This window comes from Pseudomonas sp. 203-8 (assembly GCF_020708595.1).
In the GTDB taxonomy this organism is placed as follows: Bacteria; Pseudomonadota; Gammaproteobacteria; order Pseudomonadales; family Pseudomonadaceae; genus Pseudomonas; species Pseudomonas aeruginosa.
Map to the genome: position 1 here is coordinate 19,940 of NZ_JAJFDF010000014.1, position 16,031 is coordinate 35,970.

Sequence of the window (16,031 nt, forward strand, 5' to 3'; positions counted from 1 at the left end):
GCTTCAGGTCGCTGCGATGTCGAGCAATGGATCGCTCCTGCTCGGCTTGCCGGTCTCGACGTGTCCGGCCAGGCGGCGGAGATAGTTGGCTTCCGTATTGCTGGCGGTCACGCTGAGGTCGTACCAGCCCTGGCTGCTGCGTAACAGCCACACTTCACTGATCGCCTGGTTCGGTTCGAGTTCATAGCGACGGCTGCCCTCCCGGGTATAGGCCGGGTTCGGCGTCACCGTCACGCTGCACGGCAGGCGGCCGAGATTGCGGATGTTCAACTGCAGGTTGCCGTTGCGTTGATAGGTGACCGATACCTCGGGCCGCGCCATCTGCGCGGCGAGATGCAGGTTGCCGTGGAACTCGCGGAAGAAGCCGTTGGGGCCGTGCACCTCGAAGGCGTAGCGGCCGTTGGCGTCGAGCAGGTCGTCGAGTTCGTCGTTGAGGGTCCGGCCCAGTTCCTCTCCGCTTTCCTGGACCACCGGATAGCTGGTCACGGTATAGAAGCGCGGATTGCCGACTTCCCGCGGCTGCACCTGGAATACCGCAGCGGAGTGTCCCTGCGGATTGCCCGGCAGGCTCATGCCGTCGTTGCCCAGGGTCAGGCGCAGCTTGCCGGCGGCGATGTCGAGGGCCAGCGTGGCGTGCAACTGGTAGGGCACCGCGAGGGTAGGGCGCTGGCCCTTTTCCTGGCCGGGCAGGCTCTTGGGCTCGTAGGACCAGTACTTGGGACTGGGCCGGTAGAACTGCTGCCAGTAGGCGTCCTCCTTGCGCGCGTCGCTCTGCGGGACGTTGGTCAGGTCGGGGGCGACCTGGGTATCGCCTGCGCCCTGGAAGTCGAACAGCGAAGTCAGGTCGCCGCAGACGGCACGCCGCCAGGGCGAGATGTTTTCCTCGACGACGCCGAAGCGGCGTTCGAGGAAGCGCAGCACCGAGGTATGGTCGAACACTTCGGCGCTGACCTTGCCGCCCTTCGACCAGGGCGAGATGGCGATCAGCGGGACGCGGTGGCCGAGCCCGATGGGCAGCCCGCTGGATGCCTCGATCTCGCCGGCGGTGCTGACCGTGGAAAGGCCGACGCCATCCTTCCACGGCGGCACCGGGGCGCTGGCGTGGTCATAGAAGCCGTCGCCCTCGTCGTAGTTGAGGATGAACACGGTCCTGGCCCAGACCTCGGGGTTGCTGGTCAGCGCCTCGAGCACCCGGGTCACGTAGTACTCGCCGAACGAGGGGCCCCACCAGGGATGCTCGCAGTAGCAGTAGGGCGCGACGATCCACGACACCTGCGGCAGCGTGTTCTCCTGCACATCCTTGCGCAACTGGTCGACGCCGCGGGCGAGCATGGCGCGCTGCCAGAGGTCCGAATCGCGCGGAGCGTTCTTGAAGTTCCTGAACCAGGCGAGGGCGTTGCAGTCGTAGTTGTTCTGCTCTTGGAGCCGGTATTTCCAGTAGGCGTCGACGTACAGGTACCAGAGTGACGAGGAGCGGTAGCCGCCTTCCTGGTAGACCCGCCAGTCCACGCCAGCGGCGCTTAGCCGCTCGGGATAGGTGGTCCAGTCCACCGTGCCGCTGGCGCCGATGGTGCCGTCGCCCATGTCGTTGCCGATGTGTACGTCGTTGCCGTCGCCGCTGGGGGCGGCGCGTCCGCTCATGTGGTAGAGGCGGTTCGGATTGGTCGGGCCCATCATCGACTGGTGGTAGGCCTCGCACAGGGTGAAGGCGTCGGCCAGGGCGTAGTAGTAGGGAATGTCGCCGCGCTTGAAGTAGCCCATGGCTTCGGGGTACTGCACCGCCATCCACTTGTCGTTGCGGCCCTGGTTCCAGATCGCGTGGAAGGCCGACCATTCATGGTTCTGCGAACTCACCCACTGGGCGCTGGTGACCTTGGTATCCCAGTGATAGGGGGAGAACTCGTACTTGTAGTTCTGGTACCAGACCGGCTTGCCGTCCTGGCGCTTGAGCGCGCGAGGGTCGTTGAAGCCGCGGACGCCGTTGAGGTGGCCGAAGTAGTGATCGAAGCTGCGGTTCTCCTGCATCAGGATGACCACGTGCTGGACGTCCTGGATGGTCCCGGTGCGGATGTCCGGCTCGACGGCCAGGGCGCGCCGGAGCGTCTCCGGGAACAGCCCGGAAAGGCCGGCCAGGGTAGCGGCCTGGGCGCCGTGCTTGAGAAAGGTTCGACGGCGGAATTTCCAGTTTTCGGTCATCGTTTTATTTCCCGGGTGGTTTTTTGATTTCCATCAATCTGCGTACTTCTTGTTTCGAGATGATTAATCGTCTTCGCTGTTTTTCCGGCAGGGAATACAGCGAGCCGATGGTTTCATGGCGATAATTTATCGGTTGATCCCGAAAGCGACTTCGATATGACCTTGAGCGACAACTTGAGAAGTTTTTCGGGATAAAAACAAAGGGCACGGAAATAGAGTTCCATGCCCTTGTCGGCTGAATGAAAGGTCACTTGTTCATGTGTTTTAAATCACATTTTATTTGACGACTTTCATGCGTCATAAAGTTGGCTGGCGAATCTCGAAACCTTGGCTGGAGCCCGCTAGGGAGTGGTGCCGAGCACCTCGAAGGAGCGGGTCGAGCCGCCGATTTCGCTGATCTTCTGGGTCCAGAAGTTCTTCGCGTTGCCATAGTGCCTGATGTAGTAATGGCCGGGCTCGGTCCCTGGTGGAATGGACCAGCTGATAGTCGCTTTCGAGGCAGATATACCCACTCTCTCCCAGCGGTATTGGGTATCCCAGTCATTATCGGTGGCAACGGTCACGGGCGTCTGTTTGCCATCCTTGCCGATATTCACCACTTCCAGGAAAGTCTTCTCGGTGCGCAAGTCATTCTTCGGATGTCCGGTCACGAAAGCGACGGTCACCTTGTCGCCGATGCGATAACTTTCCCTGGGTTGTTGCAACACGTCGCCGAAGGACTTGCCGATATAGGGATCATCGGCCACTACTCCGGTCTGGAAGTTCATCTGGCAGCAGGACAGGTCCGGCGCTATCGCCGAGGTTTCCACCGGCAGGCGTTCGCGCAGCGCCACCGCCATGTCGACGAACAACTGCTGGTAGGCGGCCTGGGTCCAGGGGCCGTAGAGGGTCGAGCCGCCTTCGTATTCCTGGGCGGCGTATTCCTCGCGGGTGGTGACGTAGCTGGCATAGGCATTCGCGTAGCCATTGAAGACCACATGGCGGATACCGGCCGCTTCGCTGGCCGCCTGCACCGCGCGGCGGATCCGCACCCCGGCCATCACGGTGAACTCGGCGGGGGCGCCGAGCAGTTCCAACTGGCCGATGCGGAACATCTGGATCGGCAGCACCGTCGGCGTCCAGGGGTAGGGTTTCTTGTTGCCGGTGTCGGCGAGGATGGTCTTTTCCGCCTGGCATTGCACCAGTTCCTGCGGCGGCACGCCGGTGAGCAACCCGCCAAGGGCCGAGAGGAACGGATTGTTGCCTTCCTCCAGCCCCAGCGGGCCTGGACCGTCTTCGGTGCTACCGGCGGCCAGGCTGGTGCCGATGGCCGCGGTGCACAACTGGCGCGGCTGGCCGTCGGTGAACTCCGGGCGGATCGGCAGGCGGGTGAAGTCGACGAAACGGAAGCGCGAATCCAGTTCGCCGAGCACTTCCTCCTGGGCCTGGCCGGCGATCTCGTAGGCCTTGGCGAATTGGCGCAGACCGATCTCGCGGGTGTTGTCGAACTCGTTGTCGAAGGGACCGGAGCCGGGCTTCAGGTTCAGGTTGGGCGACAGGTTGCCGGCATTGGTCTGGGCGAAGGCGGCGACGAAACCGCTCTTGCGGCTGACGTCGTGCTCCCAGTGATAGGAGGCGTAGCCCTTGTTGTCCGGGGAGATCAGGTGATTGGCGTTGGTCATCGAGGTGCTGTGCACCGGGAACCAACTGATCGCGCCGGCCAGCTCGCCGTTGGCGTCGACGAAGCTGAGCACGCTCATCTGCGGGTCGATGCCATCCTCGTAGCCGGCGATGTCCGGATTCTTCAGGTGCGACAGCAGCGAACGGTTGCGGCTGGCGTTGCGCAGCTCGCCGCTGCCGTAGAACAGGCGGCCGGGCTGCAACCTGGCCTGGGCCCGCTCGATGGAGCGGACGATGCCGTCGACGATGGCGTTGAAGGTCTTTTCCTGGAAGCCGAGCACCGACAGGTTGTACATCGCGTAGTGGGAGAAGCCGCCCGGACCGGAGTGGGTGTGGGTGGCGGCGAGCATCACGTTGTTCTCGTCGTAGACACCGGGGTACTTCGCCTTGAGCCGGGCCAGGACCTTCAGGTGCACGGCCTGGAAGGTCATCCCCAGGTCGGTGTTGACGTAGACCAGGCGACGTCCGCTGGCCGCTTCCTCGATCACGAAGGCACGCGCCCACTGGCGCATGTGGATGCCGGCGGTCTTCTGTTCGAGGGAGGAGTAACCCATCATGCCGACTTCGGCGGCTTCGCCGGTGATGTCCGCCTTGCCCAGGCCGAAGCGGTAGGGCAGGTCGTCGGCCCTGGCAGGCATGGAGAGCGCCAGCAGGACGCAGGACAGCAAGAGCGCGGTGAATGCGGAACGTGACATGGCGACCCTCTTCTTGTTTTCCGCCGCTGGGCGGGCTGGGGACGGTGGTCATCGAAAGCGGGCCGGAGCCTGCTTCGCCTGGTTGCCACTGTAGTGCCAGGGTGGTGGAGTCGAGGGGGGCGTAGCGGACAGGAAGGGGGTGAGCGCCGGCCATCCTGCATGGACGGCAAGGCAGGCGGGTAAAAAAAGGCCGCCTGCGTGGGGAGGCACCGGCGGCCAGTCGGTTCGGCAGCGTCGAGCCGGTCTGCAAGGGCTGGCGCAGGTCTCGGCTGCGGCCTGCGCCGACGCTCCCGAGGGCATTCGTAGTGTGCCCGACGCCGGCTGTCAGGGCGCTGACGCCCGCCTGACAATGCCGACAGCGGACACCGGGCGCATGCTTATTTCACCAGCGCCTTCTCGCCTTCCTCGCGGACCCAGAACAGGGTGGCGCCGGCGACGGCGGCGGGCATCATGACCAGGTTGACCAGCGGGATCAGCAGCGCCAGGTAGGTCACCCCGCCGAAACCCATGCACGCCCAGCGCTTGCTGCGCAGCCAGGCGAGCATCTCGTTCCAGCCGAGCTTGTGGTTGTCCGCCGGATAGTCGATGTACTGCACCGCCATCATCCAGATGCCGAAGAGGATCCACAGCGGCGTGGCGATCAGGTTGACCCCGGGCACGAAGCTCAGCACCAGCAGCACCAGCGCGCGCGGCAGGAAGTAGGCGAGCTTGCGCATCTCGCGACCCATGGTGCGCGGGATCATCGCCAGCAGTTCGGCCCAGCTGAATGGCGGGAAGTCGTCGCGGCCGCGAACCACCACCTCGACCTTTTCCGAGAGGAAGCCGTTGAACGGCGCGGAGATGATGTTGGCGACCATGGTGAAGGTGAAGAACACGATCACCAGCACCAGCAGGACGAACAACGGCCAGACGATGTACTGCAGGAAGCTCAGCCAGTCGGGCAGGCTGGGCATCAGCAGGTCGACCCAGTGGCTGAACTGCTGCATCGCGAAGCCGATCAGCAGGGCGAACACCAGCAGGTTGAGGGTCAGGGGGATCAGCACGAACAGGCGCAGGCCGGGACGCATGATCAGCTTCAGGCCTTCGCCGAGGTATTGCGGGCCGCTCAGGGCTGGCATAGGGAATGGTTCTCCGATGGGATGCGGGCTGAAACCTTAGCAGACTGGCGAAAGCCCGCGACAGAGCCTGTTTGACCGCGCATTTCAGGCTGGCGCCTGGTACAGGCAATAGTGGTTGCGCTGGCGCTTGGCCTCGTACATGGCGCTGTCGGCGGCACGGACCAGTCCTTCGGCATCGCCGGCATGCCGCGGGTAGAGAGCGATGCCGATGCTCGGGGTGACGAAGTCGATGCGTTCGCCATTCAGCGCGATCGGTTGGACCAGCGCCGCCAGCAGGCGTTCTGCGAGGCGCTGCGGATTGTTTTCCTGGCTGTCCTCGAGGAGCACGGCGAATTCGTCGCCGCCCAGGCGGTAGGCCTTGTCCGGCTGCCGCAGGGTGCTGCGTACCCGTTCAGCGACGGTCCTGAGGAGGGCATCGCCGATGTCGTGGCCGAAGCGGTCGTTGACCTCCTTGAAGCGGTCCAGGTCCAGGTACAGCAGCGCCAGTTCGCTTCCGCCGGAGCCGGCGCGAAGCAACGCCTGGCCGAGCTGTTCGTCGAAGGCCTTGCGGTTGCCCAGGCCGGTCAGCGGGTCGCGGTAGGCCATTTCCAGCAATTGCTGCTGGTAGGCGATCTGGTCGCTGACGTCGCGGACGATGCCGCGGTAGCCCCGTAGTTCGCCCTGCAGGTCGTGGATCAGCGAAACCGTGGCCTCGAAGTAGCCGAGGCTGCCGTCGGCGCGCTGCAGGGGGATGGCGAAGGTCTTGCCTGCGCCGCTCTGCATGGCGCGCTGGAAGGGTTGGCGGGCACGCGCCAGGTCGTCTTCGCCGAGCAGTTCGTAGTAGGGATGGCCGATCAGCGTTTCGCGCGTCTGGCCGAGCAGTTGGCAGAGCGCGGGGTTGACGGTGAGGATCACGCCGTCGACGTCCATTTCGAAGTAGCCGTCGCGCATCGACTGGAGGATCGCCCGGTCGCGCGCCTCGCTGTGTTCCAGGCGCTCGAGCATCTGGTTCATCTCGCCCGCCAGTTGTCCCAGCTCGTCGTTGCCGAAGTCGCTCAGGCGTATCGAGTGGGCGTTGCGTCCGACTTCGGCGACCTCCCGGTTGAGCCGTTGGACCCGGCGCAGGACCCACAGCTCCAGGGCCAGGTAGCCGACCAGGAAAGCGCCCAGCGCGACCAGCAGGGAGGCGCCGAGGAAGAAGTTGATGGCCTTCTCGCCCTGGATGTAGAGCAGGCGTTTCTTGGTGATGTCGAAGCGCAGCTGCGGCTCGCCGCTGGAACTCAGGTACTGCACCGAGACCTGCTGGACATGTTCGCCGATGAACCGCCGTGGGCTGAGCAGGGCCTGGTTGTGGGTACTGCCGCTGCGGCTGCGCAGCGGCTTCCAGGTGGAGTCGGTGGCGATGTTGGGCATCGGTTGCAGGTCGGCCTGCATCTGTTCGCGGAGGTTGGCCAGGCGTTCCCGGTCGAGGAAGTAGCCGGCGAGGATCGCGCCCTTCGCCGGCGCGCTACCCTGGTTGTTGCTGATAGGCACGCTGACCAGCAGGGTCGGCAGGTTGTCGACCAGCAGCAGCTCGCTCAGGCTGTGGTCGGTGCGTCCGCGAAAGTCCAGCGCGCCGAGGCGGATGGCGCGTTGCTGCAGTGCCTCGAGCAGGGCCTGGTCGCTCGCCGAGGGGGCGCCGAAGAGCACGCGCTGGTCGGGCGCGGGCGGGGACCACTGCTTCAGTTGCAGGTGACCCCGGTCGTCGAGGAACAGGACGAAGTCGAATCCCAGGTCGTCGAGCATCTCGTGGTCGAGGTTTTCCTGTTCGAAGGTCTCGTTGGGGCGCTGGATGAAGTCGTAGCTGGCATCCCACCAGGCGTAGGTGCGAACGATGTCCAGATGGCGCTTCAACTCGAAGTCCAGCCGGTTGTGCAGGACGGTGGCGCCCTCTTGCAGGCGTTGCTGGTCCTCTCGGTCGAAACGGCTCAGCAGGATGCTTTCCGACAAGAGCCAGATACCGCCGAGACTGGCGGCCAGCAACGGCAGGAATAGCCAGAGCAGGCGTGTGCGTAGGGGCATGCGGTGAGGACGGGTAATGGGCGACAGCATGAGTCTAGCCGCAGGTTGAGAGCATAGGCTGACTCTATCGTGCGAATTGAAATTCGACATTTCAATGCATCGTCGTGGCTGGGTAACCTGCGCTGCATATTCTTCCGGGAGCCTGGCGTCGCCGGGCGCAACCCAACCTTCTAGGAGCCTCGCGATGAGCGTACTGGTCAACAAGCAAGCCCCCGATTTCACTGCCGCCGCGGTCCTCGGCGACGGTTCCATCGTCGATGCCTTCCAGCTTTCCAGCCTGCGCGGCAAGTACGTCGTACTGTTCTTCTGGCCGCTCGACTTCACTTTCGTCTGCCCCTCGGAAATCATCGCCCACAACAACCGCATGGATAAGTTCCGCGAGCTGGGCGTCGAGGTGGTCGGTGTCTCCATCGACTCGCAGTTCACCCATCACGCCTGGCGCAGCACGCCGGTGGAGAAGGGCGGCATCGGTGCGGTCGAGTTCACCATGGTCGCCGACGTCAAGCACGAGATCACCCGCGCCTACGGCATCGAGCACGAGGACGGCGTGGCCTTGCGTGCTTCGTTCCTGATCGACCGCGCCGGGGTGGTCCAGCACCAAGTGGTGAACAACCTGCCGCTGGGGCGTGAGGTGGACGAGATGGTGCGCCTGGTCGAGGCCCTGCAGTTCACCGAGGAACACGGCGAGGTCTGCCCGGCCGGCTGGCGCAAGGGCCAGAAAGGCATGAAGGCGAGCGCCGAGGGCGTGGCCTCGTACCTGGCCGAGAACGCCGAGGCACTGTGATCCCGATGCCGGGCGCGAAGTGTGCCCGGCCGACCTTTTCCCGGGGCGACCGCTCCTTCCAAGCCTTCCCCATGTGCTTTGGTGGCCCCGTTTTTATTCGCGCCGACGCTGATGTCGGCAGGAGTCCGACGAGATGCCCGATACCCTCCGCCACGCCCGAGTGATCATCCTCGGTTCCGGTCCCGCCGGTTACAGCGCGGCTGTCTACGCCGCGCGCGCCAACCTCAAGCCGCTGCTGATCACCGGCATGCAGGCCGGCGGCCAGTTGACCACCACCACCGAGGTCGACAACTGGCCGGGCGATCCCCACGGCCTGACCGGCCCGGCACTGATGCAGCGGATGCAGGAGCACGCCGAGCGCTTCGAGACCGAGATCGTCTTCGACCACATTCATGCCGTGGACCTGGCCGGCAAGCCGTTCACCCTGCGCGGCGACAATGGCACCTACACCTGCGACGCACTGATCGTCGCCACCGGTGCCAGCGCGCGCTACCTGGGGTTGCCGTCGGAGCAGGCGTTCATGGGCAAGGGCGTGTCGGCCTGCGCCACCTGCGACGGTTTCTTCTACCGCAACCGCGAAGTGGCGGTGATCGGCGGCGGCAATACCGCTGTCGAAGAGGCCCTGTACCTGGCCAACATCGCCAGCCGGGTGACCCTGGTGCATCGTCGCGAAACCTTCCGCGCCGAGAAGATTCTCCAGGACAAGCTGCAGGCGCGGGTCGCCGAAGGCAAGATAGTGCTCAAGCTCAACGCCGAGGTCGATGAGGTGCTTGGCGACACGATGGGCGTCACCGGCGTGCGCCTGAAGACCCGCGATGGTGGCAGCGAGGAGATCGCCGTGGATGGCATGTTCGTCGCCATCGGCCATACTCCCAATACCTCGCTGTTCGAAGGGCAACTGGCCCTGAAGGACGGCTACCTGGTGGTCAACGGCGGGCGCGAAGGCAACGCCACCGCGACCAACGTACCGGGTGTGTTCGCCGCCGGCGACGTGGCCGACCACGTCTACCGCCAGGCGATCACCTCGGCCGGCGCCGGCTGCATGGCCGCGCTGGATGTGGAGCGCTATCTCGATTCGCTCTGATGAGAAGACAGCCCTGAGTGCTGCGTGCAAGGAAGGCCCCGCTTCGGCGGGGCTTTTCTTTGTCCGTTCGGAAGGCCGCGGGCAGTGGGTCGTCCGGTTACGCATCCGCCGACGGCGTACATCGGGGCCGAGCGGCGTGCCGGCAGAACACGACTTAAGGACGGCGGACTGCGAATAGAGCAATTGCTCTAGCCGGCCTAGAATCCAGACGCTTCATCCTTCCCACGACAACACAATAGAAGGAGCGTCATCCATGTTTCTCAGCCCTAGCGCGATCTGCCTGCTCGGCCTGATCGCCTGGACCCTGTTGCTGGTCTTCCTGCTGGTCAGCCAGCGCGGCCTGCTGGTACTCGGCGGGCGGATGGCGGTGAACGCCTTCGCCGCCGATGGCAGCAACACGCCTGGCGGTTTCGGCCAGCGGCTGGTGCGAGTCCATGCCAACTGCGTGGAGAACCTGCCGCTGCTGGCCGGCGCGCTGCTCTACGCGATCGCCAGCGGGCAGAGCAGCCTGACCGACCCGTTGGCGCCACTGGTGCTCGGCGCCCGGCTGTTCCAGTCGCTGATGCACCTGGTCAGCACCTCCGCGCTGTTCGTCTGGCTGCGTTTTGCCGGCTTCTTCGTGCAGTTGCTGGTGCTCGCCTGGTGGCTGCTGCTCCTCGCGGGGCTGGCCTAGCGGCGCCGGCTCAGTCGCCGGCGGCCAGTTGCTCGGCGAATACCTCGCGGTCGACGTTCGCTCCGCTGAGGATCAGGCCTACCTTCAGCCCCTTCAGGCGCTCGCGCTCCTGCCAGGCGGCGGCCAGCGCCGCCACCCCGGCGCCCTCGGCGACGTTGTGGGTGCTGGTGAAGCACAGGCGCATGGCCGCGCCGATCTCCCTGTCGCTGACCCGCACCAGGCGATCGGCGCCGGCCAGGATCATTTCCAGCGCGCTCGGGTCCGGCGTACTGCACGCCATGCCGTCGGCCAGGCGGGTGTCGACCGGGTGGCTGATCGCCGTGCCGGCCTCGAACGACAGGGCGTAGGCCGGCGCATGGGCGGACACTACGCCGACGATGCGGGTCTTCAGGCCCAGCGCGTCGCGCGCGGCGATCAGGCCGCAGATGCCCGAACCCATACCGATCGGCACGTAGACTTCGTCAAGGTCGGCCAGCGCGGCGAACAACTCCAGGCTGTAGCTGGCGACCCCGGCCACCAGCCAGGGATGGAACGCCGGAATCAGGTGCAGGCCTTCGCGCCGGGCGCGCTCGGCGGCGTATTCGCGGGAGGCCTGGAAGTCCTCGCCGTGCTCGATCAGCTCCGCGCCAAGGCTGCGCATCGCCGCGTTCTTCTCGCGGCTGTTGCCGTGCGGCACGACGATGATCGGCTGGATGCCGTAGCGGCTCGCCGAGAAGGCCACCGACTGGCCGTGGTTGCCGCGGGTCGCGCTGATCACGGCGGCCGGCCGCTCGCCCTGGTGCGCCAGGTGGTGGAAATACACCAGGCCGCCGCGCAGTTTGAAGGCCCCCACCGGCAGGTGGTTCTCGTGCTTCATCCACACTTCGCAACCCAGTGCCTCGCATAGCAGCGGCCAGCGTATCTGCGGCGTCGGCGGCAGGCTCTGGTGGACGATGGCGGCGGCCTGTTGGAGGGCGGCGAGAGAAAAAGGCATGCGTGGTTTCCCCGTGCTGGTGGTCGGACCAGCCTAGGGAGCGCACGGCAGATTGAACAGGCACACGTAGCCAGGGTTTCGCCGGGGGACTGTACCGTTGCGCGGATTCGCCGTCTCGCGGCGGGTGCCTGGCGGCGAAAACGACTGCCGCCCGGAGCGGGCGGCAGTCGAGGGCGTTACAGCAGGGTCCAGGCGTCCTGCCAGGCCATGCCCTTGCCCGGGGCGTAGTAGAGGTCCCAGCCCTTGCACCAGCCGGAGTTCGGGTAGGGCTTGCACTGGTAGCGCTTGCCATCGGCACCGCGCACTACGGTCCCGGCGTCGTATTGCTGCAGGCCTTGCGGATAGTCGAAGTCGACCTTGCCGTCGCCGCCCGGTTGCTCGCCGCCGCCCTCGACCGGCAGTTCGATGTCGATCTGGAAGCGGTAGCCGGCCTGGCGCACGTAGACCTGGTTGTCCTGCGAGCTGGCCACCGGGCTGACCGCCCCGTAGGCATCCAGCACGCCGATGTTGACCAGGGTGGAGTCCTGGTTGACCTTCTGCGCCAGCGCCAGCGGCCATTGCTTGGCACCGTTGGCGCCCTGGGCCAGGGTCAGGCTGTGACGCTGGGCGTCGCGGCCCTGGGCATCGAACAGACGCAGGGTGACGGTAGCACCGGCTGGCAGGTCCTGCTGCGCGCGCAGGTTGCCCAGCGCTTGCCAGGGGTTGGCGACGGCGCCGCTGAAGCTCACGTCGATGCAGGCGTAGAAGGCTTCCGGGCTGTCCGAGCGCTGCCAGACGTTATAGATCACATGCTTGCCGGTCTTGCCCTGGGGCAGCGGGCAGTTCATCCGGTAGGTGCCGTTCTCCAGCTTGACGCTGGTGATCGAGCAGAACGGCGCGGGTTCCAGGTCGCTCCAGGCCAGCGGCTTCTCGGGGTTGTAGCCGTCCTTGGTGATGTAGAAGTCGAAGTAGCGGGTCGCGTGCGGCGCGCTGGCCTTGTAGACGAACTGGAAGTTGCCGCTGGCGTCCGGCGCGATGGCAGTGCTGGGCCAGTCGCTGCGAGCCAGGTTCAGGCCCTTGAACAGTGCCTTGCCGGCGCCGCAGAGCTGGCCGTCGGGGACCACCGCCTGGTGGTTGCCGTTGGCGTTGCCCTGGTTGACGCCATTCCAGTCGTACAGTGCCTGGGTGCCGCCGGCGGCGACGGCGGCCTTGCAGGCGGCCGACTTGGGATTCTCCGGACCTTCGAGGAAGCAGCCGTAGACCCGACTGGGCGGCGTTTCCATCGAGCCGTGGGCATGGGCTGCCTGGGGCAGGAACAGGGCGAGGGTGAGTGGCAGGAGTGCCAGGGTGGCTGAGTAGTGTTTCATGACAAGTCCTTTTTTCCAGAACCGGATTCATTTCGAAGCGGGCTGATCCTAGCCCTCGGTGCCGGTTTGAGGTCCCTACCAAATGTGACGGGCCGGTCAGATTCGCTACCCATTCCTGATGGATGTCGCGGAATGCAAAGCGGTCGGCACCCGCACTGTGAGCCGGTAGAGGCAGGCAAAGGGCCGCCATGGGGGCGGGGAAGGGAAGCCGGCGGGAAGGTGGCGGACCTGTCAGAACGATCAGTGTCCGCGCCCGGCCGCAGCCGGGCGGGAAGGGAACTAGACCTGGCTGCCGAGCTGTTCGGCGCGACGCAGCCAGCCCTGGCGCTGTTCCTCGCTGGAACTGCGCATCGGCGCGAACTCTTCCAGGCGGCGGGTGGCGATGCCACAGGCGCCGAGCACGCTGCGCACCATCTGCCGGTGCGCCGGCGGGCCCTTGAGGAAGCGCAGCCGCGACAGCGGCTGGTCGTGGCAGACCAGCAGGTCGGCGCTGCGCCCGCCCAGCAGTTGCTCCCAGTCCTTGTCCTGGGTGCCGCGGTAGCGGAAGGCGAAGCCCGGCTGCAGGACGCGGTCGAAGAAGCCCTGCAGCAACGCCGGCAGGCCGCCCCACCAGACCGGGTAGACGAACACCAGGTGCTCGGCCCAGTGGATCTGCCGCTGCGCTTCCAGCAGGTCGGGTTCGAGCACCTGGCTCTGTTCGTAGCCTTCGTGGAGGATCGGGTCGAAGGCCAGCTCGCCCAGCTTCAGTTCGCGCACCACGTGATCCTTGCTGCGCGCGCCCTGGGCGTAGCATTCGGCGAGCAGGTGGCAGAAGCTCTTGCGCTTGGGCGAGCCGACGATCAGCAGGATGCGCTTGCCGTCGCCTTCCAGCGGGGTGGCGCCGGTCTTGGCGGTTTCAACCATGGTGGCCGGCCTCCAGCATCTGCTCCGGCCGTACCCATTCGTCGAACTGCGCTTCGTCCAGGTAGCCCAGCTGCAGCGCCGCGGCGCGCAGGGTGGTGCCTTCGGCGTAGGCCTTCTTGGCGATTTCGGCGGCCTTGTCGTAGCCGATGTGCGGGTTCAGTGCGGTGACCAGCATCAGGCCGCGCTCCAGCAGGTCGGCCATGCGCTGGGCGTCCGGCTCCAGGCCGGCGACGCAATGCTTGTTGAAGTTGCGGCAGCCGTCGGCGAGCAGGCGGATGGACTCCAGCAGGTTGTAGACGATCACCGGCTTGAACACGTTGAGTTGCAGATGGCCCTGGCTGGCGGCGAAGGAAATCGTGCTGTCGTTGCCCATGACCTGGCAGGCCAGCATCGACAGCGCCTCGCACTGGGTCGGGTTGACCTTGCCGGGCATGATCGAGCTGCCCGGCTCGTTGGCCGGCAGCTTCACCTCGGCGAAGCCGGCGCGTGGGCCGGAACCGAGCAGGCGCAGGTCGTTGGCGATCTTCATCAGGGCCACCGCCAGGCTCTTCAGGGCGCCGGAGAGGATGACCAGCGGCTCGTGGCCGGCCAGGGCGGCGAACTTGTTCGGCGCGGCGACGAAGGGCAGGCCCGATTCGGCGGCGATTTCCGCGGCGATGGCGTCGGCGAAGCCCTTCGGCGCGTTGAGCCCGGTGCCCACCGCGGTGCCGCCCTGGGCCAACTGGTAGACCGCCGGCAGCGCCGCGCGGATGGCGCGCTCGGCGTAGTCGAGCTGGGCGACGAAGGCCGAGAGTTCCTGGCCGAAGGTGATCGGCGTGGCGTCCATCAGGTGGGTGCGCCCGGTCTTGACCAGGCTGGCGTGCCGCGCCGACTGTTCGGCGAGACCGCCGGAAAGCTCGGCGATGGCCGGCAGCAATTGTTCGTGCACGGCCTTGGCGGCGGCGATGTGCATGGCGGTGGGGAAGCTGTCGTTGGAACTCTGCGCGCGGTTGACGTGGTCGTTGGGATGCACCGGCGACTTGCCGCCACGCGGATTGCCGGCCAGTTCGTTGGCGCGGCCAGCGATCACCTCGTTGACGTTCATGTTGGTCTGGGTGCCGCTGCCGGTCTGCCAGACCACCAGCGGGAAGTGTTCGTCGTGGCGGCCTGCGAGGACTTCGTCGGCGGCCTGTTCGATCAGCCGGGCGACTTCCGGCGGCAGTTCGCCGAGGTGGTCGTTGACCCGCGCGGCGGCTTTCTTGATCAGCGCCAGGGCGTGGATCACGGCGAGCGGCATGCGCTGGCCGCCGATGGCGAAGTTCTCCAGCGAACGCTGGGTCTGGGCGCCCCAGTAGGCGTCGTCGGGCACCTCGATGGTGCCCAGGCTATCGGTTTCGGTCCGGCTCATGAGTGTTCTCCAGGGTGCGTATCCGGCAGTTTAGGCCTTCGCTCCCGCCTTGGGTTCCGCTGCCGTCGCTTCCTCGTGGGCATTTTTCGCCGCGCTGCGGGTCGGAAATAGATTGCCCGCCGCCGGCCTCACCAGCGCGCGCGGGTCGAACCGATCCAGCCGAGGGCGCCGTCCACCGGCACGCAGTCGCCGTCGTCGTGGCGCAGGGTGCCGTTGAAACGGCCGAACCACTGGCGGGTATTGGCATAGAACAGGCCGACGCTGGGCCGCGCCTGGTGCAGCTGTTCGGGACGGAAGAGCAGCTCGACGCGACCGCAGGCGCTGTCCAGGCGCCATTCGGCCAGCGGGTCGCGAGGCTCGCGGATGTGCACGTCGTCGAGCACGCGGCTGAGCTTGCCGCCGAACCACAGGGCGTTCTCGCGCAGGTCGCTGGCTTCGGTCCAGCCGGTGCCGAAGTTGCCGGCGATGCCGCCGGGGGCGGCGAAGGCGGCGCGGGTCCAGTAGGTATGCAGCGGCCAGACACCGCGGCCGAAGTCCAGCGCGGCGAAGCTCTGGCCCGCCTGGCAGTCGTAGCGTCGGCGGCCGAGCTGCAGGCAGCCGCTGATCGGCAGGCCGAGCTGGCGGCTGCAGGCATGGAAGGTGTGTTCGCCCATCGGCACCACCAGGTTCACCGACTCCAGGTGCGACGGTCGTCGCACTTCCAGCGCCAGCTCCAGCGGCAGGCCACCGAGGTCCGGGGCCTGGCCGGTGACGCGCAGGCGCCCGGGCTGTTCGTCGAAGCGCAATTGCAGGCGGGGATGCTCGAAGGCATGGCTGGCCTGCGGCTCGTCGGGTAACTGGCAGCCGAGGCCGAAGAAGCGGATCTGCGTGTGCGCTACCGCCTGGCCGCTGTCCAGGTCGAGGAAATAGGCGGCGCCGTAGGTCAGGTAGTCGAGGTCGGCGATGGTCAGCGAGAGCATCCAGCCGGGGCTGACGATGCACCAGTGGTTCCAGCGCTTGCGCCGGCCGAAGTGGCCGGGGATGTGGCAGAGCACCCGCGGCCGGGCGGACCAGCCGACCGCCCGGGGATCGAGCCGGCCGTGGCCGTCGCAGAGGTTGCGCAGGGGCGGGGGCGATACGGCGAGGGTATCGGCGGCGGTTCCGTTCATCTAACACATCCATGTGACAGGCTGA

12 protein-coding genes are annotated in these 16,031 nt (G+C 66.3%); 3 read left to right on the forward strand and 9 right to left on the reverse strand.

Annotated features, from left to right (window positions below; translation table 11 throughout):
- Positions 1-3 precede the first annotated feature (3 nt).
- The 4 genes from LJF27_RS27635 to LJF27_RS27650 all read right to left on the reverse strand — a co-directional run bounded on the left by LJF27_RS27635 (position 4) and on the right by LJF27_RS27650 (position 7,708).
- The gene (locus LJF27_RS27635; protein WP_023116709.1) at positions 4-2,196 is read right to left on the reverse strand and encodes a phosphocholine-specific phospholipase C; all 2,193 of its coding nucleotides are present in this window, start codon (positions 2,194-2,196) and stop codon (positions 4-6) included.
- 341 nt (positions 2,197-2,537) lie between these two features.
- Positions 2,538-4,550 (reverse strand): ceramidase CerN, encoded by a 2,013-nt coding sequence (gene cerN / locus LJF27_RS27640; protein WP_020750500.1) that lies wholly within the window; start codon positions 4,548-4,550, stop codon positions 2,538-2,540.
- Between the two features lie 377 nt (positions 4,551-4,927).
- Positions 4,928-5,668, reverse strand: a complete 741-nt coding sequence (gene cysZ, locus LJF27_RS27645) for a sulfate transporter CysZ (RefSeq protein ID WP_003116482.1) — start codon at positions 5,666-5,668, stop codon at positions 4,928-4,930.
- An 84-nt stretch (positions 5,669-5,752) separates the two neighbouring features.
- The gene (locus LJF27_RS27650; RefSeq protein WP_003115193.1) at positions 5,753-7,708 is read right to left on the reverse strand and encodes a sensor domain-containing diguanylate cyclase; all 1,956 of its coding nucleotides are present in this window, start codon (positions 7,706-7,708) and stop codon (positions 5,753-5,755) included.
- Between the two features lie 184 nt (positions 7,709-7,892).
- Here LJF27_RS27650 and LJF27_RS27655 point away from each other — a divergent pair, with 184 nt between their 5' ends.
- From LJF27_RS27655 to LJF27_RS27665, 3 genes are all read left to right on the forward strand, one after another.
- A complete protein-coding gene (locus LJF27_RS27655) occupies positions 7,893-8,492 on the forward strand; it encodes a peroxiredoxin (protein ID WP_003085842.1) in 600 nt (199 codons plus the stop codon).
- A 133-nt stretch (positions 8,493-8,625) separates the two neighbouring features.
- Positions 8,626-9,576: a thioredoxin-disulfide reductase gene (gene trxB / locus LJF27_RS27660; RefSeq protein ID WP_003114229.1), complete on the forward strand. Its 951-nt coding sequence runs from the start codon at positions 8,626-8,628 to the stop codon at positions 9,574-9,576.
- 253 nt (positions 9,577-9,829) lie between these two features.
- Positions 9,830-10,249 (forward strand): MAPEG family protein, encoded by a 420-nt coding sequence (locus LJF27_RS27665; protein WP_003085846.1) that lies wholly within the window; start codon positions 9,830-9,832, stop codon positions 10,247-10,249.
- Between the two features lie 10 nt (positions 10,250-10,259).
- Here the strand turns inward: LJF27_RS27665 and LJF27_RS27670 are convergent, their stop codons facing one another.
- The 5 genes from LJF27_RS27670 to LJF27_RS27690 form a co-directional block, all read right to left on the reverse strand.
- The gene (locus LJF27_RS27670) at positions 10,260-11,222 is read right to left on the reverse strand and encodes a threonine dehydratase (protein ID WP_003114230.1); all 963 of its coding nucleotides are present in this window, start codon (positions 11,220-11,222) and stop codon (positions 10,260-10,262) included.
- 176 nt (positions 11,223-11,398) lie between these two features.
- A complete protein-coding gene (cbpD, locus tag LJF27_RS27675) occupies positions 11,399-12,568 on the reverse strand; it encodes a chitin-binding protein CbpD (protein WP_003120756.1) in 1,170 nt (389 codons plus the stop codon).
- Between the two features lie 279 nt (positions 12,569-12,847).
- Complete coding sequence (locus LJF27_RS27680) at positions 12,848-13,471, reverse strand: NAD(P)H-dependent oxidoreductase (RefSeq protein WP_003114232.1); 624 nt, start codon at positions 13,469-13,471, stop codon at positions 12,848-12,850.
- Entirely contained in the window at positions 13,464-14,858 is a 1,395-nt protein-coding gene (locus LJF27_RS27685; protein ID WP_003085854.1) for a class II fumarate hydratase, read from the reverse strand. Before LJF27_RS27685 ends, LJF27_RS27680 begins: the two co-directional genes overlap by 8 nt.
- A 128-nt stretch (positions 14,859-14,986) precedes the next feature.
- Positions 14,987-16,006, reverse strand: a complete 1,020-nt coding sequence (locus LJF27_RS27690) for a DUF2804 domain-containing protein (RefSeq protein ID WP_003114233.1) — start codon at positions 16,004-16,006, stop codon at positions 14,987-14,989.
- Positions 16,007-16,031 lie beyond the last annotated feature (25 nt).

Coding starts and splice junctions, on each gene's coding strand:
- LJF27_RS27635 (WP_023116709.1), bottom strand. CDS start 2,196: ATGACCGAAAACTGGAAATTCCGCCGTCGAACCTTTCTCAAGCACGGC.
- cerN (WP_020750500.1), bottom strand. CDS start 4,550: ATGTCACGTTCCGCATTCACCGCGCTCTTGCTGTCCTGCGTCCTGCTG.
- cysZ (WP_003116482.1), bottom strand. CDS start 5,668: ATGCCAGCCCTGAGCGGCCCGCAATACCTCGGCGAAGGCCTGAAGCTG.
- LJF27_RS27650 (WP_003115193.1), bottom strand. CDS start 7,708: ATGCCCCTACGCACACGCCTGCTCTGGCTATTCCTGCCGTTGCTGGCC.
- LJF27_RS27655 (WP_003085842.1), top strand. CDS start 7,893: ATGAGCGTACTGGTCAACAAGCAAGCCCCCGATTTCACTGCCGCCGCG.
- trxB (WP_003114229.1), top strand. CDS start 8,626: ATGCCCGATACCCTCCGCCACGCCCGAGTGATCATCCTCGGTTCCGGT.
- LJF27_RS27665 (WP_003085846.1), top strand. CDS start 9,830: ATGTTTCTCAGCCCTAGCGCGATCTGCCTGCTCGGCCTGATCGCCTGG.
- LJF27_RS27670 (WP_003114230.1), bottom strand. CDS start 11,222: ATGCCTTTTTCTCTCGCCGCCCTCCAACAGGCCGCCGCCATCGTCCAC.
- cbpD (WP_003120756.1), bottom strand. CDS start 12,568: ATGAAACACTACTCAGCCACCCTGGCACTCCTGCCACTCACCCTCGCC.
- LJF27_RS27680 (WP_003114232.1), bottom strand. CDS start 13,471: ATGGTTGAAACCGCCAAGACCGGCGCCACCCCGCTGGAAGGCGACGGC.
- LJF27_RS27685 (WP_003085854.1), bottom strand. CDS start 14,858: ATGAGCCGGACCGAAACCGATAGCCTGGGCACCATCGAGGTGCCCGAC.
- LJF27_RS27690 (WP_003114233.1), bottom strand. CDS start 16,006: ATGAACGGAACCGCCGCCGATACCCTCGCCGTATCGCCCCCGCCCCTG.